The following is a 23,457-nucleotide window of genomic DNA, read 5'->3' on the forward strand; positions in this document are numbered from 1 at the left end:
GATCATGCCTCTCGCTCAGCGTTAGCCAACTCGATGCTGCGGTCCAGCGAACCGGACAGCAGGGCGGCGCGCACAGCACGCAGGCGGTCGGCCTCGGCGTGTGCGGCCACGATGGTCCCCTCCAGGGCCTGGAACTCGCAGATGGCCCGGTCCTGCTCCTGAGCCGAGGGCATGCCGATGGGCGACTGCATCAGCCGCTTGCGGTTCAGCGTGCGGTTGCGTCCGGCCCCGCCGGGAGAGCAGTTAGCCAGAAGCTGTGTGCCTGTCTTGGTAGAGAAGAAGAGTCGGAAGAACTCGACGTCCCCGCCGTCGCGCCGCCTGTAGGTCGGGAACCGGTGCGATCCGCAATAGCCCTCGATCTCCGGGGGCACAATGGCAACCGCGCCTTCCCAAGCGAAGACAATGTTGATGACCAGGTCGCCGGGCTCAACCCAGAACACCTTCTTGGACCCCAGGGACTCTCCGGTCACCGCCTCTTTGGTGAACAGCCCGCGCCCGTGGGACCTGATACCGATCTGCAGGTATTCGGCCTCAGAGTCGACGGTGATGGGGCGCTTGATCTCTTCCAGGACCTCACCGATCAGCTGCGTGGTCGCGGTGGCAGCGTAGTGGGCAAACAGCTGTTCCTTGCGCCCCCGAAGCAGGGTATCCAGCGCGTCGGCCTCGGCGTCGAGCGCGGAGATCTGGTCGTCTACCGCGCCGATGACCTCGACGATCCGCTCTTGCACTGGCTGAGGGGGAACGGGAATTTCGATCCTGCCCAAGTTCGCGCCCGAGATCCGCACGATTTTCGTCTCGGATACGTACTTGATCTTCTGTGCATGGAAGAGAGATGACGAGAAAAAGTACGAGGCGTATGAAGGATCGAATCCGTGACGGAAGATGTAGCAGTCATCGTGAACGGCAACGTCGTCGTTGCCCAGCCATGCGACTGCCTTACCGACGTCGTCAACGTTCTCGCTCGTCGCGGCGATGACCAGATCTCCCGGGTGAGCAAGGCGCATTCGCGCACGGGAATCTTCCGCTAGGAACGTGAGGGGATCCCTGGCGATAGCACCAAAGCGGGTGTGCACCTGCGCGTAGTGGATGCAGCCCAGCCCGGACTCCACGTAGTCGTTCTTCGTGAAACGACGACCGCGGATCAATTCTCCAACCTCGGAGAGCGCCTTCCGCGGCCACTCCGACTGATCACTCATCGAAGCCCTCGATTCCGGCAGATGCGAGGACCGCGAGCATGCGCTGCTCCGTCTTCTGCCGTTCGGCGCGGGCGATGTTGTAGGCATCGATGAGGGTGCCCAGGTCTTCATGCTCGGCTGTGGCATGGTTGATGTACCTGGCGATGTTGAGGTCGTACCCGTTCACCACGATCTCCGACAGTGGAGCGAATCGCGCAGCCAAGCCGCCGTCACCGTCGTTTTCGACCGGATGGCCGTCGGCATCGAAGTTGGAGTGGTAGGAGGTCACTACGTTGGCGATGTCAGCGTCGGTGAGAATGTTCCGCTTGGCGGCCTTGGTGAAGCCCGTGGAGGCGTCGATGAACAGCACGCCATTTTGCCGCTCTGGAGCCTTGGTGCCAGGAGCACGGAAAACCAGGACGCAGGTCGGGATGGTAGTGCTGTAGAAGAGGTTGGCCGGAAGCCCGATGACGGCTTCGAGGAGGTCGTCGTCCAGGACTCGCCGCCGGATGGCCCCTTCTTCCCCGCCGCGGAACAGAACGCCGTGGGGCAGAACGACGCCAGCACGACCCTTCTCCGGGTCCATGCTGGCGATCATGTGCTGCACAAACGACCAATCGGCAGACTTTGCTGGAGCGGTGCCGCCGATGGCGCGAGGGTCCTTGGTCCAGGGTTTCCACTTCAGGCTATAGGGCGGGTTGGCAACGATCACGTCAAAGGTCGCCATGGACCCGTCCGGCTTCTTGAAGCGCGGGTCCTTGAGGGTGTCGCCGACCTCGACCTGGAACTGGGTCAGGTTGTGCATGAAGAGGTTCATGCGTGCTACACCCGCAGTGTCCTGTACGGCCTCCTGCCCGTACAGGCTGAGCGTGTAGCCCCGCCCGCCACGGGCCTTCAGGAGGTTCGCCGAGGCAATGAGCATGCCGCCCGACCCACAGGTCGGGTCGTACACAGACTCGAAGCTCTTGGGGTTCAGGACCTCGACGATCAGCTCGACGACCTCGCGCGGGGTGAAGAACTGGCCGGCGCGGGTGCCGGACCCGTCGGAGAACCGCTTCAGCAGGTACTCGTACGCCCCGCCGAGCACATCGTGGGACACATTGCCCTCGTGCATCTTTGGAGTGCGGTCCATCGCCTGCATGACCGCCGCCAACACCTCCCCCGACAACACCTCTTCGGAGGCCCAAGTCATGGACCCGAACAGGCGGGAGAACTTGTCAGGGTTGGCCGTCTCGATGGCCTGCAGGGAGGCGCGGACCCGCTGACCCAGGCCGGGTTGGGTGACGGTGGCGAGGATGGACGACCAGGAGGCGCGACGCTCCTGGACGGTTCCGGGGTGGATGAACGGGATCTCGAACGACTGGTAGTCGCGGTACTCGATCTCTCGGGCTTCCTCGGGAGAGAGGCCCTCCAGGCCCTCGTTGTCGGCCAGGAACTCCTGGTGCTGGTGCTCCCAGGTGTCCGACAGGTACTTCCAGAACATCAGCGGGAAGACGACCGAGGAGTACTGCGCTTCGGGCATCGCCACGCGCAGCTCGTCGGCGGCGTCCCACAAGCGGTTCTCGATCTCCTGCTGGGTCACTGCCATCAGTCGGGGGTGTCCTTGCTCGTCAAAGGGCGGCGGCCCGAGGGTCGTGGTGTTCCTACTGGTCAGCCTATTTCCGGCACGCCCGGCATGTACACGCCGGTGGTGCTCCATGGGGGAACACGCGCGAGGCGCCGTCTTCCCTGTACGGGCGACGCACCAAAGATATCCCTCCATCGGGCTGTGAAATGTGGCAAAAAGCTCAAACAGACGACGTGGCCAGAAGTGGACGCGCCGCCCGGGGCCGGATGCCGTGTTCGCCCGCCGCACTGAGCGGGTGGCTTAAAGCCGGTCCTTCCAGTTGCGAATGGCCTGGTCGAGCTTCGAGCGGAGCCGGTCGGCTGCCGTCGTGCCAGGAAGCAACTGCGGGTACGCCTCGCTGTCCTTCTTGGCGATCAAGGCGCCAAGCGTGGTGGAGCTCTGTGATGGGAAGACCAGCGAGCACTTCTTCCCGCCAAGCTCTTGGGCCAGCCCCAAGAACCCGCGGCCGATCCCGAGGCCGGGTGAGGCGCCGTAGTGCTTTGCCTCGATCGCGGCGACCAGCCCCCTGCTCCGGGGGTGGACCATGGCGCGGCGACTCCGCTCGGCCTCCTGGTGATCCAGGATGGCGACATCGCACTCATGCGCCACCTTCGACGTGGTGGCCGCCACGAACACGCCCAAGTGGATCTCCAGCTTCTTTTGCGTGCCAGGGAAGCCCACCAGGACGTGGGTGAAGTCACCTGACCACAGGTTTCCGGGGGACCTGCGGAAACGCAGGGCGGCAGCCGGATTCCTGCCATCCTGCGTCAGCAGCGCCGTCCCGCCTGCGGCCCGTGCGGCTTCAAGGCATACGACAAGCAGGGATGCCTCGTACAGATCGGACTCGTCGGCGTTGCCGCGATACACGGGCTGCAGAGCGCCGATCGCCTTCTCGATGGCCAGCACCAGATTGGCCCTGTTCACTGGATGCTCCCCATCGCCACGTCGGAATCCTCGGACAGCAGCTCTCGCACGGTCGTCAGGGCGACCCGGGCAAGCTCCGTCTCCGCTTTGAGGTCGAGGTAGGAGATCGATTCCAGTTCCGGATCGCCGAACTCGATGGTCAGCTCCATCTCTCGCTTCGAGGCGATGTCCAGTGCTGCCTTGCGTGACGCGTACATGGTCTCGGCAAGAGTGAGCAGCGCTGAGCGTACGAGCTCCATGCGCTCGTCGTCGGTGTACGGAAGAACGGCGATGTCAGCCTTGCCGAGGGGCGGGAGCTCGGCCTCCGCCAGCCGGCTGGCGCGCGCTTCGTACTCCCCCTCCTGCCTGAGTCGCTGCTCGGAAGCTACTCGGCCCTGCCGGACCTCCTGCTTCAGCTGGTCGGCGAGATCGGGCAACTCTTCTCCGAGCTGCTCCATGATCTGCGCGAAGTGATCACTGCTGCCGACAGGCACGCTGCCCTCCCTCATCTCCGGTTCAGGACTGTAACCACTTGGTCTGACAGTCGTGCCGTTGATCGACATCTGGTGATCTACCCAACACCCTTGGGGAGTTCACTGAAGTGGGGATGTCGCCGCCCAGCAGCCGCCAGTCAACGGCCCGGAATACGCCATCTGTTGCTCTGTCGGCGGTCGCTCCTATCGTGGACGGATGGCCAATGGCGTGTGGCACACCGGATATGGCATAGAGATCAATCTGTCCCTGCCCGACCTCGGTCACCCGGGGCGTCCCGATCTGCTGCGAGAGATCACCGCACGCGTCGCCGAACGCGACCCCCAGTTACTCGAGTGCCTCGCACACCGCGACGGACGCGAGTGCCTGTCGGAGGCCGGCGGGAAGTCTCCGTGGATGTTCATCCGCCGAGGCCGCGTCGGCGGCCGGCGGCCTCTCGTCGCATCGCACCTTCCGATCACGCACAAGGCGACGCCGGCGGAGAGCGAGCAGCACAAGGCCACGAAGGAGCGGATCGTCGATACCGCTTCGCGGTACGGCCTGGGAGCTGAGGCCGAGGTTCCCACCGCGAACCGGCGCAGCATCTCTGATGCCCTCGTCACAGGGCCCGGGGGCAAACGGATCGGCTGGGAGATCCAGTACCACCATCTCAGCCCCAGCAGCGTGCACCGCCGCTCGGTCAACGCCGTGCAGCACGGCATCATGCCCCTGTGGGTGGCCAAGGACCGCACGGCCTCCCTGATCGACCGTGCGCCTTGGGCCCGCGTGGACGACATGCCGTGGAAGGACATCGCTGGCGGCAAGGAGATGGTGATCCGCGGCGGGTACCGCTATCTCCAGGTGTGGAAATGCGTTCCCAGCAGCAACCGGCACTGTCTGTTGTCCGGTGGCGCCGGTCATTGCGGCGGTGTTCACTCCGACTGGTTCGTGCCCGCGCTGTGCGAACCACAGAAGAAAGCGGTCCACCTCGAAGATCTCGTGCTGGAGAGCGCGACGGGGGAGAGCGTGCCGGTCTACGTCCCCAACCGCGGCAGCGGCCGGGCCGGACGGCACATGTGGGTGCCGTCGGCTGACTGCAAGCGGTGGCGGGAGCTGATAGGTGAGATGGAGCCTCTACCCGACGCCCCCGTGCAGGAGGACGACGACGAGATCACCTTCGCCGAGCAGGAGATAGACCGGACCTGCAGGGCCGGCGAAGAGGGCTGGTTCGTCAGCGACGCCCGACCCATCCGCGATCTTGGTCAGCCCACCGGCGGCTTCACTCTCCCTCGGATGCCGGTGCAGCGGTCCCGGAACCCGATGCTCATCACGGCTATCGAGCGGGCGGCTGCCTCCGCAGCGCTGGGCTGCCCGCCGTGGGAGCTCGGGCCGTGCACCGAGTGCGGCCAGCTGATGCGCAGGTACGGGCGGGACGCCGCCATGTTCTGTGGTGTGTGCCGCGCCGTTCTCAACGGCCGGTAGGCCCGACGCCGTGCCGGAGGGAAACTGAGACCAAAACTGAGACCACACACGTCGAAGGGCCCCACCGCGAACGGTGGGGCCCTTCGACATCGTGCCCGGTGAGGCACTGGCGGAGGATACGAGATTCGAACTCGTGAGGGGTTGCCCCCAACACGCTTTCCAAGCGTGCGCCCTAGGCCACTAGGCGAATCCTCCGGTCGGAACATTACATGACCGAGGAGGGTGCTCGCGAACTCGATTCGATCAACGCCCCCGGCGAGGTCGTACGGGGGGTGCGCGGAGGTCACGCGTGGCTGGCCGGAGAGCGTTCCGTAGGTGTCGGAGAAGCCGGCGGAGAAGTCGGCGCAGAGGGTGTCCGAGGGGGGTGTCCGAGGGGGTGTCCGAGGGGGTGGATCGGGTGGCCTCCGGGATCGGGTAGGCTGGGCGGAGCCCCTCACGTGGCGCTATCTGACTGAACTCCCCCAGGGCCGGAAGGCAGCAAGGGTAGGTTGGCTCTGGCGGGTGCGTGGGGGGCGCTTGCGTTCTCGGGCCGGGTGGATCCGGCCGGGGGTGGAAGACGGTGGTCGGAGGCCCTTCCCTCCGCTTGCGACGAGGTCCCGCCCGGTGGTTTTTCCCGGGTTGTCGGTGCGCGCCTATAACCTCGTATACGTGTCGTCTCTCGCGCTGTACCGCCGCTATCGCCCCGAGTCCTTCGCCGAGGTCATCGGGCAGGAGCATGTCACCGACCCGTTGCAGCAGGCCCTGCGGAACAACCGGGTCAATCACGCGTACCTGTTCAGCGGGCCGCGTGGGTGCGGAAAGACGACCAGCGCGCGGATTCTGGCCCGGTGCCTGAACTGCGAGCAGGGTCCGACGCCGACGCCCTGCGGCGAGTGCCAGTCCTGCCGCGACCTCGCGCGGAACGGGCCGGGATCGATCGACGTCATCGAGATCGACGCCGCGTCCCACGGTGGTGTGGACGACGCCCGTGACCTGCGGGAGAAGGCCTTCTTCGGGCCCGCCTCCAGCCGGTACAAGATCTACATCATCGACGAGGCGCACATGGTCACCTCGGCGGGCTTCAACGCCCTCCTGAAGGTGGTCGAGGAGCCGCCGGAGCACCTCAAGTTCATCTTCGCCACGACCGAGCCCGAGAAGGTCATCGGGACCATCCGGTCGCGGACCCACCACTACCCCTTCCGGCTCGTGCCGCCCGGGACCCTGCGGGAGTACCTCGGGCAGGTCTGCGGGCAGGAGGGCGCTTCCGTCGAGGACGGCGTGCTGCCGCTCGTCGTGCGCGCGGGCGCCGGGTCCGTGCGTGACTCGATGTCCGTCATGGACCAGCTGCTTGCCGGCGCCGCCGACGACGGTGTGACGTACGCCATGGCCACCTCTCTTCTGGGCTACACGGACGGGTCACTGCTCGACTCGGTGGTGGACGCCTTCGCGGCCGGTGACGGCGCCGCCGCGTTCGAGGTCGTCGACCGGGTCATCGAGGGCGGCAACGACCCCCGGCGGTTCGTCGCCGACCTCCTGGAGCGGCTGCGTGACCTGGTGATCCTGGCCGCCGTGCCGGACGCCGCCGAGAAGGGGCTCATCGACGCCCCGGTCGACGTGATCGAGCGCATGCAGGCGCAGGCGTCCGTGTTCGGCGCCGCCGAGCTCAGCAGGGCCGCCGACCTGGTCAACACCGGACTGACGGAGATGCGCGGCGCCACCTCGCCCCGGCTCCAGCTGGAGCTGATCTGCGCGCGCGTGCTGCTGCCCGCCGCCTTCGACGACGAGCGTTCCTTCCAGGCGCGTCTCGACCGGCTGGAGCGCGGGGCCGCGTCCGGCGCCGGAACCGGGTCCGGAGTCGCGTCCGGGGCCGTCTACACGCCCGCGCCGCCCACGCCCGCCATGGGGTACGTGCCAGGGCCCGACGCCCACACCCCGATGGCCCCGCCCCCGCTCGCCCCGGCGCCCGCGCAGCCCATGCAGCCCGTGCAGCCCACCCAGGTCGCCCCCGCGCCCGTGGAGCACGCGCCCGCACCCGCTCCCGCCCCCGCGCAGGCCCAGCCCCCCGCGGCCCGGCCCGGTGCCTGGCCCGGGGCCGCGGCCCCCGGCAGCGGTGCGCCCGGCGCCTGGCCCGGTGCGTCCGCCCCAACAGCCCCCGCCGCACAGGCACCGGCGCCCGCCGCCCCCGCTCCCGTACACGCGCAGCCCGCGCCGCAGGCCCCGGCTCCCGCGGCCGGTGGCGGTGGCGGCGGTGGAGACGTGGCACAGGTGCGGAACCTCTGGCCGCAGATCCTCGAAGCCGTCAAGAACAAGCGCCGCTTCACCTGGATCCTGCTCAGTCAGAACGCGCAGGTGGCCGGCTTCGACGGCACCACCCTCCAGCTCGGCTTCCTCAACGCCGGCGCCCGCGACAACTTCGCGAGCAGCGGCAGCGAGGAAGTCCTGAAGCAGGCCCTCACCGAGCAGTTCAACGTGCAGTGGCGGGTCGAGGCGATCATCGACCCCTCCGGCGGCGCCAATCCGCCGCCCGCCGCCACCGGCTTCGGCGGCGGTCGGCCGCAGACGTCCGCCCCCGCGCCCGCCTTCCAGCAGGCCCCGCCGCCCGCCCCCGTACAGGCGCAGCCCACGCAGGCCTTCCCGCAGGCGTCCGGCTCCGGTTTCGCCCCCGGCTCGGGGTCCGGCCCCGGCTTCGCCCCCGGCTTCGCCCCCGCTCCGGCGCAGGCCCCCGAGCCTGCGTACACGCCGCCCGCGCCGCAGCCCGTGGCGCCCGAGGACGACGTGCCGGAGGAGGACGATCCCGACCTCGTCGACTCCGCCCTCTCCGGGCACGACCTGATCGTGCGCGAGCTCGGAGCCACCGTTGTGGAGGAATACACGAACGACTAGGGCCGTCTCGCTCGGTGGCCCGCACAAGGGGCATCCAGGTCAGCGGGCTACTCTGGCTGGCGTGAAGGTCCTCGTCATCGGCGGCGGCGCCCGCGAACACGCCCTGTGCCGCTCTCTCTCCCTCGATCCCGACGTCACCGCTCTGCACTGCGCGCCCGGCAACGCCGGAATCGCGGAGGTCGCCGAGCTGCACCCCGTCGACCAGCTGGACGGCGAAGCCGTCGCGCGCCTCGCCACCGAGCTCGGCGCCGAACTGGTCGTCGTCGGCCCGGAGGCCCCGCTGGTCGCCGGTGTCGCCGACGCCGTCCGCGCGGTCGGCATCCCCGTCTTCGGTCCGTCGCGCGAAGCGGCGCTGCTGGAAGGCTCCAAGGCGTTCGCCAAGGACGTCATGGCGGGTGCCGGCGTGCCCACCGCCCGCAGCTACGTCTGCACCACCCCCGAGGAGATCGACGAGGCGCTCGACGCCTTCGGCGCTCCGTACGTCGTCAAGGACGACGGCCTCGCCGCCGGCAAGGGCGTCGTGGTGACGGAGGACGTCGAGCAGGCCCGGGCGCACGCCCTCGCCTGCGACCGGGTCGTCATCGAGGAGTACCTCGACGGCCCCGAGGTCTCCCTCTTCGCGATCACCGACGGCGTCACCGTCCTCCCGCTCCGGCCCGCGCAGGACTTCAAGCGCGCGCTCGACGGCGACGAGGGCCCGAACACCGGCGGCATGGGCGCCTACTCGCCGCTGCCCTGGGCCGACCCCAAGCTGGTCGACGAGGTCATGGACAGCGTCCTCCAGCCCACGGTCGACGAGCTGCGCCGCCGCGGCACGCCGTTCTCCGGCCTGCTGTACGCGGGTCTGGCGATCACCAGCCGTGGCGTGCGGGTCATCGAGTTCAACGCGCGCTTCGGCGACCCCGAGACCCAGGTGGTCCTGGCCCGGCTGAAGACCCCGCTCGCGGGCGTCCTGCTGAACTCCGCCAACGGCACCCTGGCCGACCAGGCGCCGCTGAGCTGGAGCGACGACGCCGCCGTCACCGTGGTCGTCGCCTCGCACAACTACCCGGAGACGCCGCGCACCGGCGACCCCATCGAGGGTCTGGACGAGATCGCGGAGCAGGACGCCCCGCACGCGTACGTCCTCCACGCGGGGACGAAGCGGGACGGCGACGCGATCGTGAGCGCGGGCGGCCGGGTCCTGTCGGTCACCGCGACCGGAACGGACCTGGCGCAGGCCCGCGAGCGCGCGTACGCGGCGGTCGGCCGTATCCGGCTCGACGGCTCGCAGCACCGCACGGACATCGCGCGGAAGGCCGCCGAGGCCTGATCCGGCACGGCGTTCCGCCGTTCTCTCGTGCGGCCGTACGGTGAACCGTACGGCCGCACGAGCGCCATCACCTTTGCCCAAAGCCATTCCATCGAGTGACGGCTCGGCCATCCGGATGACGCCCGCCACTGCCCCAACTAGGGTGCGGCGGAGGCGTTCCGGCACTTGGCCCACCGGCATTGCGATGTCAGTGACGGGTGCCACAGTGGGGGAGTGAGCAACACCGCCACAGGCAGTCCCGACATGGGCAGGAGGGGGTGATGTACGGCGTGTCCGGTACCGGTGCCGTTGTCGGCGAGGAGTGGGGTGCGCGCGCAGCGCGCTCCCGGGCCCTCGCCGTCCTCCGTGTCCGTGGCAGGGCCCTGGGCCTCGCCGTGCTCCCCGCCGCGGTGGCCGTCGTCCTGTACGCGGGCGGGGTCACGGGCCGTTTCACCGGCTCCGGCTGGGACACCGCCCGCTGGGTGGTGACCGTCCTCGCCGTCCTGGTCCTCCTGGCCGCCACGGCCGTCTCGCTCGTCGTCGCCCGCGCCCGGCCGGCCGCCACGCCCACCGTGGAGCTCTCCGAGACCGCGGCCCCGGACCTCTACCGGCTCGTGCGGGACCTGGCCGACCGGCTCGAGGTCCCCGCGCCCTCCGCGATAGCCCTGACGCCGGACTGCGACAGCTGGCTGGAGGACCGCACTCACCGGGCCCACCGGGCACTCCACAAGCACACCTCCCACCGGCCGTCCGACGACGGCGGGGCTCCCGTCCTCGTCATAGGCTCGCCCTTCCTCTGGTGGATGCGGGTCGCCGAGCTGCGCGCGGTCCTCGCCCCCGTCGTCGCCGGTACGGGCCCGGCCGCCCACCCCGACATAGCCGCGGCCCGCCGCTTCATCCGCGGTCTCGACGCCGCCGTCGCCGTCCCCGAGACCCCCGGTCTCGACCCCTTCCGCAGGCTCGGCGCCCTCGGCGTCGGGCAGGTCGCCCGCGTCCTGCTGCGCGCCTGCCGCGGGCACGCCGCCGAGATGGAGCGTGGGGTCGCCGCCGCCGGTTCGGAGCGCGCGCAGGCCGTGGACTACGGCGTACGGATCGTCGCCCAGGAGCAGGTCGGCCTGGCCTACGCGGGCTGGGACCGGCTCCTGACCCGGGTCGCGCTGCCCGCCTGGCGCATGGGCCGCTGGCCCGCCAAGCTCGACGCGGGCGTGGTCTCCGCCCTGACCGAGCTGTCCCGCCGCGACCGGCTCGCGGACGGCTTCTCCTCCCGGCTCGGCGAGCGGCCGGCCTGTGACCTCCTGGAGGAGCCGGGCGCGGTCGACGAGGCCGCCTCGCTGCTCGCCGCCCGCCTCTTCCACGGCGGCCCGGCCGAGGCCGGGCCCGACTGGTCGCCGGTGGAGTGGAGCCAGTACCCGGAGGAGGTCGTCGACCGGAAATGGCGTACGGACGCGGCCCGGCTCCACGAGGTCCTCGACCGGCTGGGAGTCGTCGCCGACGCGACCACCGGCTCCTCGTCGGCCTCCGCCGGCCCGACACTGACCCGCGTGATGGCCCACCTGTCCACGGCCACTGCCGCGCCGCGGTCCCCGAGTTCTGATCTCCCTGAGGCGGGCGCCTCCGGCGAGGATCTCGGCGAGGACCTCCGTGATGACGACCTCGACGAGGAGCGGCAGCCCAACCCCGCCGCCGACGCGCTGGCCGGTGCGCTCAGCGCGCTCGTCGCGCGCGAGGAGGCCGCGCGGGAGGCCGCGCGGGAGGCCCGTGCGGCCGTCACCGCCGCCCAGGCCGCGAAGGCGGCGGCCGCCGTCCCGAGCGCCAAGGCCCCGCAGGCGGTCGTCAGCGGCCCCGACGGACCCCTGCCGCTCTTCCCGCTCCAGCCGCCCCGCACCGGCCGTGACCTGCTCGCCGACCATGTGACCGCGATGGTCTGCTGCGCGGCCGTCGACACCGCGGAGGCCGCCCCCGGCCTCGACTGGCTCGACGGCCCCGCCCTGATCGTCGGCGGCGAGCGCGCGGCGGACCTCGGCCCCCGGGTCCTCGCCCTCGTCGAGGACGGCGACCCGGAGCCCCTGCGCGCCTGGCTCGCCCGCACCGGAGTCCGCCCGGAGAAGCCCGTGCGCCTGGTCTGACCGAGCCCCCGGAGCCGCCCCCCGCGGCCCCCGTCCCGGAGCCCCGGCTTCCACTCTCGTCAATTCGCGACGAACGGTGACGGAGTGCGTGCGTTATGTGATGTGCTGGAGACCGTCACTGACAAAGGCAAGAACCAGAGGCACTGACCAGCCGACCGGGGGAGTCGAGGGAGGGGCGCAGCATGGGGGCCGAGCAGATCAGGCGGTGGGAGTCCGGCGCGCTGGCGCACGCCGTGAGCGATCCCTTCGGACAGGGCCCGCTGCCCTGGCTCCGCGGTTCGGAGAACTACTTCGACGACACGGGTCAGATGGTCCCCTGGTACGCCGACGAGATCCTCGCCCGCGGCGGCGGTGGCGGCCCGCGCACGGCCGACGACGTCAAGCGCCAGATCAAGGGCTTCGCCTCGACCGGGGCCGTCGCGCCGGGCGAGTCGATCGACTTCCACATCACGGTGGACCCGCCGCAGCAGTTCCTCGTCGACGTCTACCGGATCGGCCACTACGGCGGCGACGGCGCCGCGAAGATCACCACGAGCCCGCGGCTCTCGGGGATCGTCCAGCCCGCCCCGCTCACCGCCGACCGCACGGTCTCCTGCCACCACTGGTGGCAGTCCTGGCGGCTCCAGGTCCCGTCGTACTGGTCGATCGGCGCGTACGTCGCCGTCCTTACTACGGCCGACGGCTACCGCTCCCACATCCCCTTCACGGTCCGCGACCGCCACCCCGCGGACCTCCTCCTCGTCCTCCCGGACGTGACCTGGCAGGCGTACAACCTCTACCCGGAGGACGGCCGCACCGGCGCCAGCCTCTACCACGCCTGGGACGAGGAGGGCCGGCTGCTCGGCGAGGAGGACGCGGCCGTCACCGTCTCCTTCGACCGCCCCTACGCGGGCGCGGGCCTGCCCCTCCACGTCGGCCACGCCTACGACTTCATCCGCTGGGCCGAGCGGTACGGCTACGACCTGGCCTACGCGGAGACCCGCGACCTGCACGCGGGCCGGATCGACCCGAGCCGCTACCGGGGCCTGGTCTTCCCGGGCCACGACGAGTACTGGTCGGCGCCGATGCGGAAGACCGCCGAACTCGCGCGCGACCAGGGCACGTCCCTCGTCTTCCTCTCCGCCAACACGATGTACTGGCAGGTGGAGCTGGGCCCGTCGCCGTCCGGGGTGCCGGACCGCCTCCTCACCTGCCGCAAGCGGCGCGGCCCCGGCCGCCCCGCCCTCTGGCGCGAGGTCGACCGGCCCGAGCAGCGCCTCCTCGGCATCCAGTACGCGGGCCGGGTTCCCGAACCGCACCCGCTGGTCGTACGGAACGCCGAGCACTGGCTCTGGGAGGCCACCGGCGCCGGCGACGGCGACGAGCTCCCCGGTCTGGTCGCGGGCGAGGCCGACCGCTACTTCCCGCGCACCGCGCTCCCCGAGCACCAGGGCCGCATCCTGCTGGCCCACTCGCCCTACCGGGACGGCGACGGAGCCGTGCGCCACCAGGAGACCTCGCTCTACAAGGCGCCCTCCGGGGCCTGGGTCTTCGCGTCCGGCACGTTCGCCTGGTCGCCGGCGCTGGACCGCCCGGGCCATGTCGACGCCCGCGTCCAGCGCGCCACCGCGAATCTCCTCGACCGCATCTGCAAGAGGGACTGAGCGGGGAGTCATACCCCCTAGCGGCCGGGGCCGCCCGGATGTGCGAGAGAATCGGACACGCTCCTGGATCAACCTACGCGGAGGAACCGTGTCCGGATTCGTAGAAAAGCCCGAGCCTGTCCAGGTCCCGGGCCTCACCCATCTCCACACGGGCAAGGTCCGCGACCTGTACCGGAACGAGGCGGGCGACCTCGTCATGGTGGCGAGCGACCGCATGTCCGCGTACGACTGGGTGCTGCCCACCGAGATCCCCGACAAGGGCCGGGTCCTCACCCAGCTCTCCCTGTGGTGGTTCGACCGGCTCGCCGACCTGGTCCCGCACCACGTCCTCTCCACCGAGCTCCCCGCCGGCGCCCCCGCCGACTGGGCCGGCCGGACCCTCGTCTGCAAGTCGCTGAACATGGTCCCGGTCGAGTGCGTCGCCCGCGGCTACCTCACGGGCTCCGGCCTCGTCGAGTACGAGGCGTCCCGCACGGTCTGCGGCCTCGCGCTCCCCGAGGGCCTCACCGACGGCTCCGAGCTGCCCGCCCCGATCTTCACCCCGGCCACCAAGGCCGCGGTCGGAGACCACGACGAGAACGTCTCGTACGAGGAGGTCGCCCGTCAGGTCGGCGCCGAGACGGCCGCGCTGCTGCGCCAGACGACCCTCGCCGTGTACTCCCGGGCCCGTGACATCGCCCGCGACCGCGGGATCATCCTGGCCGACACCAAGTTCGAGTTCGGCTTCGAGAGCACCCCGGACGGCGACCGGCTCGTCATCGCCGACGAGGTCCTCACCCCGGACTCCTCGCGCTTCTGGCCGGCCGGCCAGTGGCAGCCGGGCCGCGCCCAGCCCTCGTACGACAAGCAGTTCGTGCGCGACTGGCTGACGTCCCCGGCCTCGGGCTGGGACCGCAAGAGCGAGACCCCGCCGCCGCCGCTCCCGCAGGAGATCGTCGACGCGACGCGCGCCAAGTACCTGGAGGCGTACGAGCTGCTGACCGGCAAGCCCTGGTCCGACAGCTACCAGTAGCCCCAGGGCACGAGAAAGCCCCCCGGTCAGATCGACCGGGGGGCTTCTTCATGGAGCGGACGACGAGATTCGAACTCGCGACCCTCACCTTGGCAAGGTGATGCTCTACCAACTGAGCCACGTCCGCATGCGCCGTAGCGCGGGGCTAACTATACCCATCCCTTCGCCTGCGCGAGACGCACCGCCGTGTGACGGTTCTCGGCACCGAGCTTCGCGGCGGCCGAGGCGAGGTGGTTCCGGACGGTTCCGGGCGAGAGCGAGGCGCGCCGGGTGATCTCCGCGACGGGCGCTCCGTCGGCGGAGAGTGCGAGTACCTCGGCCTCCCGGGCGGTCGGCCGGGAGGCCCCGGCGGCGATGGCGTCGGACGCCAACTCCCGTTCCACGTAACGGTTTCCGGCGTGCACGGTACGGATGATCTCGGCCGGCCGCTCGGCGCTGACGGTCTTCGGGGCGAAGTCGCGGACGCCCGCGGGGAGCGCCCGATCGAGGTGTCCGGGACGGCCGTGACCGGTCGCGATCAGGGTGCGACAGCCGGGCGGTTCGTCCCGCAGGACCGTGGCGACCGTCACACCGTCCGCGCCCGGCACCTGCGGATCGAGCACGGCTCTGCAGATCGAGCACGGCGACGATGTCATGGCGTCACGCGGCGTTGTGCGGGGACATGACGAAGGCCCCGGTTCCAGAGAACCGGGGCCTTCGACTTCCTGAGCGGACGACGAGATTCGAACTCGCGACCCTCACCTTGGCAAGGTGATGCTCTACCAACTGAGCCACGTCCGCATGCCTCCGACCAGCTTTCACTGGGCGGCGCGAGCACCACTCTACCTGATGCACCGGAGTGCTTGGTAATGCGATGCAGAGCGGGTGACAGGAATTGCACACTGCGCCTTCCCCCTGGAAGGGGGATGTTCTGCTACTGAACTACACCCGCACGCTGCGTGAGGTTCGGCCCTGCGGCCTTGCCCCTCGGCGTGTTCCAGACTCTAGCGGATCATGGGGGGTGGAATGCAAATCGGCTCCCGGCGCGCGTCAGCTCGCGGCGTGGAAGGCCTCGTAGACCTTCTTCGGGATCCGGCCCCTCGCGGGCACGTCCATCTTGTTGGACTGGGCCCAGGCGCGGACCGCCGCCGGGTCGGGTGCGAGGGAGGTGTGGGTGTAGGTCTCCACGCCCGCCCGCTCCTTCGTCCCGGCCTTCGCTCCGGCCTGCTGCTTGCGGCCGGCGGCGAGGTAGGGGGCGAGCGCCTTGCGGAGTTTCTTTGCATTGGCAGCATTCAGGTCGATCTCGTACATCTTCCCGTCGAGGCCGAACGCGACCGTCTCAGCAGCTTCTCCGCCGTCGATGTCATCGGAGAGAGTGACCACCACACGCTGAGCCACGGATATCGGTCCTTTCCTGCGGCCGCCGGGGTCGGAAGGACGCTTGTGACGTCTCTGACGTGCGACGATGCCGACCGTTCGGCTGTGCCGGGACAATGCTGTTTTCCTCTGGATTCCTTTGTACAGCGGTAGGCGGCGCATTGTGAAGCCCCGGCAATTGTTTCAGCGTGTCCCGGCGGATTGGACCCCGCAATATTTCGCTGGAATTTTGCGCGCGGGTGTGCGTGTGGGGGGCGGGTGGCGTTCGCGGTCCGTTCGCGGTCCGTTCACGGGTCTTTGGGGATCTCCTTGGAGGATCCTTCAGATCTCTACCCGCGTAGAATTTGGAGGCAGGTACGCTGAGGGAACCGCCCACGCAACACACCACCGGGAGTGCCAGTGGCACGCGTCGTAGTCGACGTCATGCTCAAGCCGGAGATTCTGGACCCTCAGGGGCAGGCGGTGCAGCGTGCACTGCCTCGCCTGGGATTCGCCGGAATCGCCGACGTCCGTCAGGGGAAGCGCTTCGAGCTGGAGGTGGAGGGGCCGGTCGACGACGCCGCCCTCGCCCGCATCCATGAGATGGCCGAAACCTTCCTTGCCAACACCGTGATCGAAGACTTCGTCGTGAAGGTCGAGTCGTGACCGCACGCATCGGCGTCGTCACGTTCCCCGGAACGCTCGACGACCAGGACGCGCTTCGTGCCGCCCGCCTCGCGGGCGCCGAGCCCGTCTCGCTCTGGCACCGCGACAAGGACCTCAAGCAGGTCGACGCCGTGGTCCTCGCCGGCGGCTTCTCCTACGGCGACTACCTGCGGGCCGGCGCCATCTCCCGCTTCTCGCCGGTGATGGAGAGCATCATCGAGCAGGCCAAGGCGGGCATGCCCGTCCTCGGCATCTGCAACGGCTTCCAGATCCTCACCGAGGCCCATCTGCTGCCGGGCGCGATGCTGCGCAACAACCACCTCCACTTCATCTGCCGCGACCAGAAGCTGCGGGTGGAGAACGCGGAGACCGCCTGGACGTCCGACTACGAGCGGGGCCAGGAGATCGAGGTCCCGCTCAAGAACATGGACGGCCGGTACGTCGCCGACGAGCGGGTGCTCGACGAGCTGGAGGCCGAGGGGCGGGTCGCCTTCCGCTACCTCGACGTCAACCCCAACGGCTCGCTGCGTGACATCGCGGGCATCACCAACGCCGCGGGCAACGTGGTCGGCCTCATGCCGCACCCGGAGCACGCCGTCGAGCCGCTGGTCGGCACCGGCAAGACGGACGGCCTCGGTTTCTTCACCTCGATCCTCAAGAAGCTGGTCAACGCCTGATGAGCCTCGACACCGTCAAGCACGCGAGCGAGACGCCGGACAGCGAGCAGCCCTGGAAGGAGCTCGGCCTCAAGGAGGACGAGTACGCGCGCATCCGCGAGATCCTGGGCCGCCGTCCCACCGGCGCCGAGCTCGCCATGTACTCCGTCATGTGGTCCGAGCACTGCTCCTACAAGAGCAGCAAGGTCCACCTGAAGCAGTTCGGCGAGAAGGTCCCGGAGAACGACGCCATGCTCGTCGGCATCGGCGAGAACGCCGGCGTCGTCGACGTGGGCCAGGGGTACGCGGTCACCTTCAAGGTCGAGTCGCACAACCACCCCTCGTACATCGAGCCCTACCAGGGCGCGGCCACCGGCGTCGGCGGCATCGTCCGCGACATCCTCGCCATGGGTGCCCGCCCGGTCGCGGTCGTCGACCCGCTGCGCTTCGGCGCGGCCGACCACCCCGACACCAAGCGCGTGCTGCCCGGTGTCGTCGCCGGCATCGGCGGCTACGGCAACTGCCTGGGCCTGCCGAACATCGGCGGCGAGGTCGTCTTCGACTCCTGCTACCAGGGCAACCCGCTGGTCAACGCCGGCTGCATCGGCGTGATGAAGCACGAGGACATCCACCTCGCCAAGGCCTCGGGCCCGGGCAACAAGGTCATCCTCTACGGCGCCCGCACGGGTGGCGACGGCATCGGCGGCGTCTCGGTCCTCGCGTCCGAGACCTTCGACGACACGAAGCCCACCAAGCGCCCCGCCGTCCAGGTCGGCGACCCCTTCCAGGAGAAGCTCCTCATCGAGTGCACCCTGGAGATCTTCAAGGAGAAGCTGGTCGCGGGCATCCAGGACCTCGGCGGCGCCGGGCTCTCCTGCGCCACGTCTGAGCTGGCCTCCGCGGGCTCCGGCGGCATGCACGTCGACCTGGAGAAGGTCCACCTGCGCGACGCGACGCTCTCGCCCGAGGAAATCCTCATGAGCGAGTCGCAGGAGCGCATGTGCGCGATCGTCGAGCCGCAGCACGTCGACCGCTTCCTGGAGATCTGCGAGAAGTGGGACGTCATCGCGGTCGTCATCGGTGAGGTGACGGACGGCGAGCGCCTGGAGATCTTCTGGCACGGCGAGCAGATCGTCGACGTGCCGCCGCGGTCCGTCGCCCACGAGGGCCCGACGTACCACCGGCCGTACGCCCGCCCGGAGTGGCAGGACGCGCTCCAGGCCGACGACGCGAACAAGCTGCCCCGGCCGCAGACCGGCGAGGAGCTGAAGGACCAGGTCCTGAAGCTGGTCTCCTCCCCGAACCAGGCCTCGAAGTCCTGGATCACGGACCAGTACGACCGGTTCGTGCAGGGCAACACGGTCCTGGCGCAGCCCGAGGACGCGGGCATGGTCCGGATCGACGAGGAGACCAACCTCGGCGTGGCCATGGCGACCGACGGCAACGGCCGGTACGCGAAGCTCGACCCGTACACGGGCGCGCAGCTCGCGCTGGCGGAGGCGTACCGCAATGTCGCCGCCTCCGGTGCCAAGCCGCTCGCCATCTCGGACTGCCTGAACTTCGGTTCGCCCGAGGACCCGGCTGTCATGTGGCAGTTCGCCGAGGCCACCCGTGGTCTCGCGGACGGCTGCCTCCAGCTGGGCACCCCGGTCACCGGCGGCAACGTCTCGCTCTACAACCAGACCGGCGAGACGGCGATCCACCCGACGCCGGTCGTGGCCGTCCTCGGTGTGATCGACGACGTCAACCGCCGTACGCCGATCGCCTTCGCGGAAGAGGGCCAGCTCCTCTACCTGCTCGGCGACACGCGTGAGGAGTTCGGCGGCTCGGCCTGGTCCGAGGTCGTCCACCAGCACCTCGGCGGCATGCCGCCGGCCGTGGACCTCGACCGGGAGAAGCTGCTCGGCGAGATCCTGATCTCGGCCTCGCGCGACGGCATGATCGACGCGGCGCACGACCTGTCCGACGGCGGTCTCGTGCAGGCGGTCGTCGAGTCCTGCCTGCGCGGCGGGAACGGCGCGCGCCTGGTCGTCCCGGAGGGCCTGGACGCCTTCACCTTCCTCCTCAGCGAGTCGGCGGGCCGTGCGGTCGTCGCCGTCCCGCGCAGCGAGGAGCTCCGCTTCACCGACATGTGCGGTGCGCGGGGTCTGCCGGCGACCCGGATCGGTGTCGTCGACGGCGACGCGGTGGACGTCCAGGGCGAGTTCGCGCTCTCCCTGGAGGAGCTGCGCACGGCCCACGAGGCGACGATCCCGGCCCTGCTGGCCTGACGGTCCGTCCGTACGTGAGACAGCCCCCGTCCTCGGACGGGGGCTGTCCGCGTTCACTCCGCCTGGCCCCAGAAGGCGTCGGACTCGTCGATGTCCGCGACGCATTCGTCGACGTCGGTCATCTTGCCGCCGACGATGGTGAAGAAGAGCCCGCCCTCCATCTCGATGCCGCGGTCCCCTCGGTCGGCGTGCCACTTGTGCACCGACATGACATGGCCGCGGCCGTCCGGGTACACGCCCTTCAGCTCGACCCGGAAGGTGCCGCCGGTCAGCTCCATGAGCCGCCCGTAGTGGGCGAGGACGTTGTCCGCGCCTTTGAAGTGCCCGGACATCTGGCTGGATCCCGGCGAGTGGTGGGTGGCGTCCGAGGTCATCAGGGAGCGGAGGGTCTCCATGTCACCCCCGCCGAACGCTTCGTAGCCTCGGCGGACCAAGGCGCTGTCAGGGTGCTCGGCCATGAGAGTCGACCCCTCTCGTGCGGGTAGGTGTGCCGGCATCCCTCCCTCTCTCCAGTCTCCGACTACCCTCGCCCCCATGCCACCGGCCAAGAAGCGTCCCCGCCGTTACGACTCCGCCAAGATCCGGGCCGCCGTGCTCGCCCAGTTCGGGAACGTACGGGAGGCGGTGACGACGCTCACGCCGGAGCAGCTCGACGGGCCGACCCGGCTGGGGGAGTGGACCGTACGGGACCTCGCGGGGCATCTGACGATGGTCCTCGCCTCGCTCTCCCGCAAGCTCTCCGAGCCCGAGCCGGCGAAGCTGGAGCTCCCGCTGCTCGCCTGGCCGTCGGCGACGGCGACGGCCGCCGCGACGATCGACGAGGACACCCGGGCGATCGACACGGGCGACCTGCCCGGTCTGTACGCGCGGACGGCGGCGCTCTTCGAGGAGCGGATCGCCGGCGTCCCGGACGAGCGGCTCGTCCCGACGCGCTTCGGCACCATGCGCCTCGGCGACCACCTGGTCACCCGCACCCTCGAACTCGTCGTCCACACCGACGACCTGAACGCGGCGACCGGCGCCGCCGTCCCGTACGACCGGCAGGCCCTCGCCGCCTGCGTCCGGCTGCTCGCCGACGCCCTCGCCGACAAGGCCCCCGGTGGCGCCGTCGAGGTGCGGATCCCGCCGTTCGCGGTCGTGCAGTGCGTGGAGGGCCCCCGGCACACCCGGGGCACCCCGCCGAACGTCGTCGAGACCGACCCGCTGACCTGGATCAGGCTCGCGACCGGGCGCGCGGAGTGGGCGGCGGAGAAGGAGGCCGCGCGCGTGAGCGCGAGCGGCGAGCGCGCGGATCTGAGCGACGTACTCCCGGTCCTCTCCTAGGGCACCTGCGGGGAACCGGCGCGGGGGCCCGCCCGTCCCACCTCCATGCCGAAGCCACGCGCCCTCGCCGCCCTGGTCCCGCTCCTGTTCCTCGCCGCCACCGCCACCGTCACCGCCTGCGGTACGGAGCAGGGTCCCGGCGCCGCGCCGGCCGGCACCGTCGACCCCGGCCTGCCCGTCAGCGGTACGCACTGGTCGATCAGGGCCGTGACGGTCGACGGGCGCAGGGCCGTCGCCCCCGCCGACGCGCGCGTCGCGTTCACGGAGGACGGGCGCGCCCAGGGGAACACCGGCTGCAACCACTTCCGCGCGGCCGTCGCCGTGGACGGCGACACCCTCACCGTCACCGAGGAAGTGATCACCCAGATCGGCTGTCCCGGTGACCGGGAGCGCTTCGAGAAGGACCTGCTCAAGGCGTTCTCGGGCCCGCTCAAGGGCACGATCGAGGGGGAGCGCTTCAGCCTCGCCTCGGCCGACGGCCGGAAGAACAGCCTCGAACTGACCGCGGAGCCCGATGCCCCGCTCCGCGGCACCACCTGGAAGGTCGACTCCCTGGTCTCCGGCGGGACGGCCGCCTCGCTGCCAGCCGGCAGCGGGACCAAGGCGCACCTCGTCCTCCGCGAGGACGGCCGGGTCACCGGCAACCTCGGCTGCAACAACTTCTCCGCCACCGCCCGCGTCGACGGCACCACCCTCACGATCGAAGGCCCGGCGGCGACCACCCGCATGATGTGCAGCAGCCCGGAGATGCAGCTGGAGACGAAGCTGTACGAGCTCCTCGACGGCCCGCTCACCTACCGCCTCGACCACCGCACCCTGACCCTCACCGACGCCTCGGGCGAGGGACTCGCGGCCACGGCGGCGGGGTAGCGCCCCCGGAAGAACTCGAAAGAAGGTGCACTCCGTCACATCGCGGGGGGCCTCGACGCCTGGTACGAGCGTCTGCTCATGAGAGCCCCGGGGGCGGAATCCCTTCCCGCGCCTGCTTCGTAGGCCTCTCCAAGCCGGAGATGATCATTTCGTGCGATCGCACGAGTGGGGCAGGGTTCGGTTTTCTTCAATTCGGACCAGTGGTCGAGCCCGTCTACACTCGGAAACGTGCCACGTGGTGACGGTCGACTCAATCACGACTTGCTCCCCGGAGAGAAAGGCCCCCAGGACGCTTGTGGCGTCTTCGGTGTCTGGGCTCCGGGTGAAGAGGTCGCAAAGCTCACGTACTTCGGGCTCTACGCCCTCCAGCATCGGGGCCAGGAATCCGCGGGTATCGCGGTGAGCAACGGCTCCCAGATCCTCGTCTTCAAGGACATGGGCCTCGTGTCCCAGGTCTTCGACGAGACCTCTCTCGGCTCCCTCCAAGGTCATATCGCGGTCGGTCACGCCCGCTACTCGACCACCGGGGCGTCCGTGTGGGAGAACGCGCAGCCGACGTTCAGGGCAACCGCCCACGGCTCCATCGCGCTCGGCCACAACGGCAACCTGGTGAACACGGCCCGTCTCGCCGAGATGGTCGCCGACCTTCCCAAGAAGGAAGGCCGCTCGACCCGAGTGGCCGCCACCAACGACACCGATCTGCTCACCGCGCTTCTCGCGGCCCAGGTCGACGAGGACGGTGAGCCGCTCACCATCGAGCAGGCCGCCGCGAAGATCCTCCCCGAGGTCCGGGGCGCCTTCTCCCTCGTCTTCATGGACGAGCACACGCTCTACGCGGCCCGTGACCCGCAGGGCATCCGCCCGCTGGTCCTCGGCCGTCTCGAGCGCGGCTGGGTGGTCGCCTCCGAGTCCGCCGCCCTCGACATCTGCGGCGCCAGCTACGTCCGCGAGGTCGAGCCGGGCGAGATGATCGCGATCGACGAGAACGGTCTCCGTACCTCGCGATTCGCGGAAGCGAAGCCCAAGGGCTGTGTCTTCGAGTACGTGTACCTGGCGCGCCCCGACACCGACATCGCCGGGCGGAACGTCTACCTCTCCCGCGTGGAGATGGGACGCCGCCTCGCGAAGGAGGCGCCGGTCGAGGCCGACCTGGTGATAGCGACTCCGGAGTCCGGCACCCCGGCCGCCATCGGCTACGCCGAGGCCTCGGGCATCCCCTTCGGCGCAGGCCTGGTGAAGAACGCCTACGTCGGGCGCACCTTCATCCAGCCCTCCCAGACCATCCGCCAGCTGGGCATCCGGCTGAAGCTGAACCCGCTCAAGGAAGTCATCAAGGGCAAGCGCCTGGTGGTCGTCGACGACTCGATCGTCCGCGGCAACACCCAGCGCGCGCTCGTCCGGATGCTCCGCGAGGCCGGCGCGGCCGAGATCCACATCCGGATCTCCTCGCCGCCGGTGAAGTGGCCCTGCTTCTTCGGCATCGACTTCGCCACCCGCGCGGAGCTGATCGCCAACGGCATGTCGATCGAGGAGATCGGCAAGTCGCTCGGCGCGGACTCGCTCTCGTACATCTCCCTGGAGGGGATGATCGAGGCGACCACCATCCAGAAGCCGAACCTCTGCCGTGCCTGCTTCGACGGCGAGTACCCGATGGAGCTCCCGGACCCCGAGCTCCTCGGCAAGCAGCTCCTGGAGACCGAGCTGGCCGCGGGACCGGCCGCCACCGCGGCAGCCGACGCCCTGCGCCGCCCGTAAGACCCCGCTGC

The 23,457-nt window shown here is 70.0% G+C and carries 18 protein-coding genes, 4 tRNA genes, 1 other RNA gene and 1 pseudogene; 13 read left to right on the plus strand and 11 right to left on the minus strand.

Annotated features, from left to right (window positions below; translation table 11 throughout):
- Positions 1-2: 2 nt before the first annotated feature.
- The 4 genes from ACWFR1_RS23390 to ACWFR1_RS23405 all read right to left on the minus strand — a co-directional run bounded on the left by ACWFR1_RS23390 (position 3) and on the right by ACWFR1_RS23405 (position 4,178).
- Positions 3-1,196, minus strand: a complete 1,194-nt coding sequence (locus tag ACWFR1_RS23390; RefSeq protein WP_453554154.1) for a restriction endonuclease subunit S — start codon at positions 1,194-1,196, stop codon at positions 3-5.
- Positions 1,189-2,763, minus strand: a complete 1,575-nt coding sequence (locus ACWFR1_RS23395; RefSeq protein ID WP_453554156.1) for an N-6 DNA methylase — start codon at positions 2,761-2,763, stop codon at positions 1,189-1,191. The genes ACWFR1_RS23390 and ACWFR1_RS23395 overlap by 8 nt, the downstream gene beginning before the upstream one ends.
- Before the next feature lie 279 nt (positions 2,764-3,042).
- Entirely contained in the window at positions 3,043-3,705 is a 663-nt protein-coding gene (locus ACWFR1_RS23400) for a hypothetical protein (RefSeq protein WP_453554158.1), read from the minus strand.
- On the minus strand, positions 3,702-4,178 hold the full coding sequence (locus ACWFR1_RS23405) for a hypothetical protein (RefSeq protein WP_453554160.1): 477 nt from the start codon (positions 4,176-4,178) through the stop codon (positions 3,702-3,704). The genes ACWFR1_RS23400 and ACWFR1_RS23405 overlap by 4 nt, the downstream gene beginning before the upstream one ends.
- A gap of 196 nt (positions 4,179-4,374) precedes the next feature.
- On the opposite strand from ACWFR1_RS23405, the gene ACWFR1_RS23410 reads away from it, so the two are divergent.
- A complete protein-coding gene (locus ACWFR1_RS23410; RefSeq protein ID WP_453554162.1) occupies positions 4,375-5,637 on the plus strand; it encodes a competence protein CoiA family protein in 1,263 nt (420 codons plus the stop codon).
- A 107-nt stretch (positions 5,638-5,744) separates the two neighbouring features.
- Here the strand turns inward: ACWFR1_RS23410 and ACWFR1_RS23415 are convergent.
- A tRNA-Ser gene (locus ACWFR1_RS23415) sits at positions 5,745-5,832 on the minus strand.
- A 229-nt stretch (positions 5,833-6,061) separates the two neighbouring features.
- Here ACWFR1_RS23415 and ffs point away from each other — a divergent pair.
- From ffs to ACWFR1_RS23445, 6 genes are all read left to right on the plus strand, one after another.
- Positions 6,062-6,160: signal recognition particle sRNA small type (gene ffs / locus ACWFR1_RS23420), an RNA gene on the plus strand.
- Between the two features lie 125 nt (positions 6,161-6,285).
- Positions 6,286-8,499, plus strand: coding sequence for a DNA polymerase III subunit gamma and tau (locus ACWFR1_RS23425; RefSeq protein ID WP_453554164.1), 2,214 nt, complete (start codon positions 6,286-6,288; stop codon positions 8,497-8,499).
- Between the two features lie 61 nt (positions 8,500-8,560).
- Complete coding sequence (gene purD / locus ACWFR1_RS23430; protein WP_453554166.1) at positions 8,561-9,811, plus strand: phosphoribosylamine--glycine ligase; 1,251 nt, start codon at positions 8,561-8,563, stop codon at positions 9,809-9,811.
- A 260-nt stretch (positions 9,812-10,071) separates the two neighbouring features.
- The gene (locus tag ACWFR1_RS23435) at positions 10,072-11,916 is read left to right on the plus strand and encodes a hypothetical protein (protein ID WP_453554168.1); all 1,845 of its coding nucleotides are present in this window, start codon (positions 10,072-10,074) and stop codon (positions 11,914-11,916) included.
- Between the two features lie 182 nt (positions 11,917-12,098).
- A complete protein-coding gene (locus tag ACWFR1_RS23440; RefSeq protein ID WP_453554170.1) occupies positions 12,099-13,559 on the plus strand; it encodes a N,N-dimethylformamidase beta subunit family domain-containing protein in 1,461 nt (486 codons plus the stop codon).
- 88 nt (positions 13,560-13,647) lie between these two features.
- Entirely contained in the window at positions 13,648-14,571 is a 924-nt protein-coding gene (locus ACWFR1_RS23445; protein WP_453554172.1) for a phosphoribosylaminoimidazolesuccinocarboxamide synthase, read from the plus strand.
- Positions 14,572-14,622: 51 nt separating this feature from the next.
- Here ACWFR1_RS23445 and ACWFR1_RS23450 read toward each other — a convergent pair.
- The 5 genes and pseudogenes from ACWFR1_RS23450 to ACWFR1_RS23470 all read right to left on the minus strand — a co-directional run bounded on the left by ACWFR1_RS23450 (position 14,623) and on the right by ACWFR1_RS23470 (position 15,948).
- Positions 14,623-14,698: transfer RNA gene (locus ACWFR1_RS23450), tRNA-Gly, on the minus strand.
- Positions 14,699-14,720: 22 nt separating this feature from the next.
- A pseudogene (locus ACWFR1_RS23455) lies at positions 14,721-15,176 on the minus strand (response regulator transcription factor); the annotation flags it as partial.
- A 102-nt stretch (positions 15,177-15,278) separates the two neighbouring features.
- A tRNA-Gly gene (locus ACWFR1_RS23460) sits at positions 15,279-15,351 on the minus strand.
- Between the two features lie 79 nt (positions 15,352-15,430).
- Positions 15,431-15,502: transfer RNA gene (locus ACWFR1_RS23465), tRNA-Gly, on the minus strand.
- 98 nt (positions 15,503-15,600) lie between these two features.
- The gene (locus ACWFR1_RS23470) at positions 15,601-15,948 is read right to left on the minus strand and encodes a histone-like nucleoid-structuring protein Lsr2 (RefSeq protein WP_453554174.1); all 348 of its coding nucleotides are present in this window, start codon (positions 15,946-15,948) and stop codon (positions 15,601-15,603) included.
- 378 nt (positions 15,949-16,326) lie between these two features.
- Between ACWFR1_RS23470 and purS the strand changes: the two genes are divergently transcribed.
- From purS to purL, 3 genes are read left to right on the plus strand one after another with little or no spacing between them, the layout of a single operon-like run.
- Complete coding sequence (gene purS, locus ACWFR1_RS23475) at positions 16,327-16,572, plus strand: phosphoribosylformylglycinamidine synthase subunit PurS (RefSeq protein ID WP_015035032.1); 246 nt, start codon at positions 16,327-16,329, stop codon at positions 16,570-16,572.
- A complete protein-coding gene (gene purQ, locus ACWFR1_RS23480) occupies positions 16,569-17,249 on the plus strand; it encodes a phosphoribosylformylglycinamidine synthase subunit PurQ (protein WP_453554176.1) in 681 nt (226 codons plus the stop codon). Before purS ends, purQ begins: the two co-directional genes overlap by 4 nt.
- Positions 17,249-19,498, plus strand: a complete 2,250-nt coding sequence (gene purL, locus ACWFR1_RS23485; RefSeq protein WP_453554178.1) for a phosphoribosylformylglycinamidine synthase subunit PurL — start codon at positions 17,249-17,251, stop codon at positions 19,496-19,498. Before purQ ends, purL begins: the two co-directional genes overlap by 1 nt.
- Before the next feature lie 53 nt (positions 19,499-19,551).
- On the opposite strand, the gene ACWFR1_RS23490 is transcribed toward purL, so the two are convergent.
- Positions 19,552-19,956 (minus strand): nuclear transport factor 2 family protein, encoded by a 405-nt coding sequence (locus tag ACWFR1_RS23490; RefSeq protein WP_453554180.1) that lies wholly within the window; start codon positions 19,954-19,956, stop codon positions 19,552-19,554.
- Between the two features lie 76 nt (positions 19,957-20,032).
- On the opposite strand from ACWFR1_RS23490, the gene ACWFR1_RS23495 reads away from it, so the two are divergent.
- The 3 genes from ACWFR1_RS23495 to purF all read left to right on the plus strand — a co-directional run bounded on the left by ACWFR1_RS23495 (position 20,033) and on the right by purF (position 23,446).
- A complete protein-coding gene (locus ACWFR1_RS23495; protein ID WP_453554182.1) occupies positions 20,033-20,821 on the plus strand; it encodes a sterol carrier family protein in 789 nt (262 codons plus the stop codon).
- 45 nt (positions 20,822-20,866) lie between these two features.
- Positions 20,867-21,691, plus strand: a complete 825-nt coding sequence (locus tag ACWFR1_RS23500) for an META domain-containing protein (RefSeq protein WP_453554184.1) — start codon at positions 20,867-20,869, stop codon at positions 21,689-21,691.
- A 228-nt stretch (positions 21,692-21,919) separates the two neighbouring features.
- The gene (gene purF / locus ACWFR1_RS23505; RefSeq protein ID WP_453554186.1) at positions 21,920-23,446 is read left to right on the plus strand and encodes an amidophosphoribosyltransferase; all 1,527 of its coding nucleotides are present in this window, start codon (positions 21,920-21,922) and stop codon (positions 23,444-23,446) included.
- Positions 23,447-23,457 lie beyond the last annotated feature (11 nt).

This window comes from Streptomyces sp. NPDC055103 (assembly GCF_053607625.1).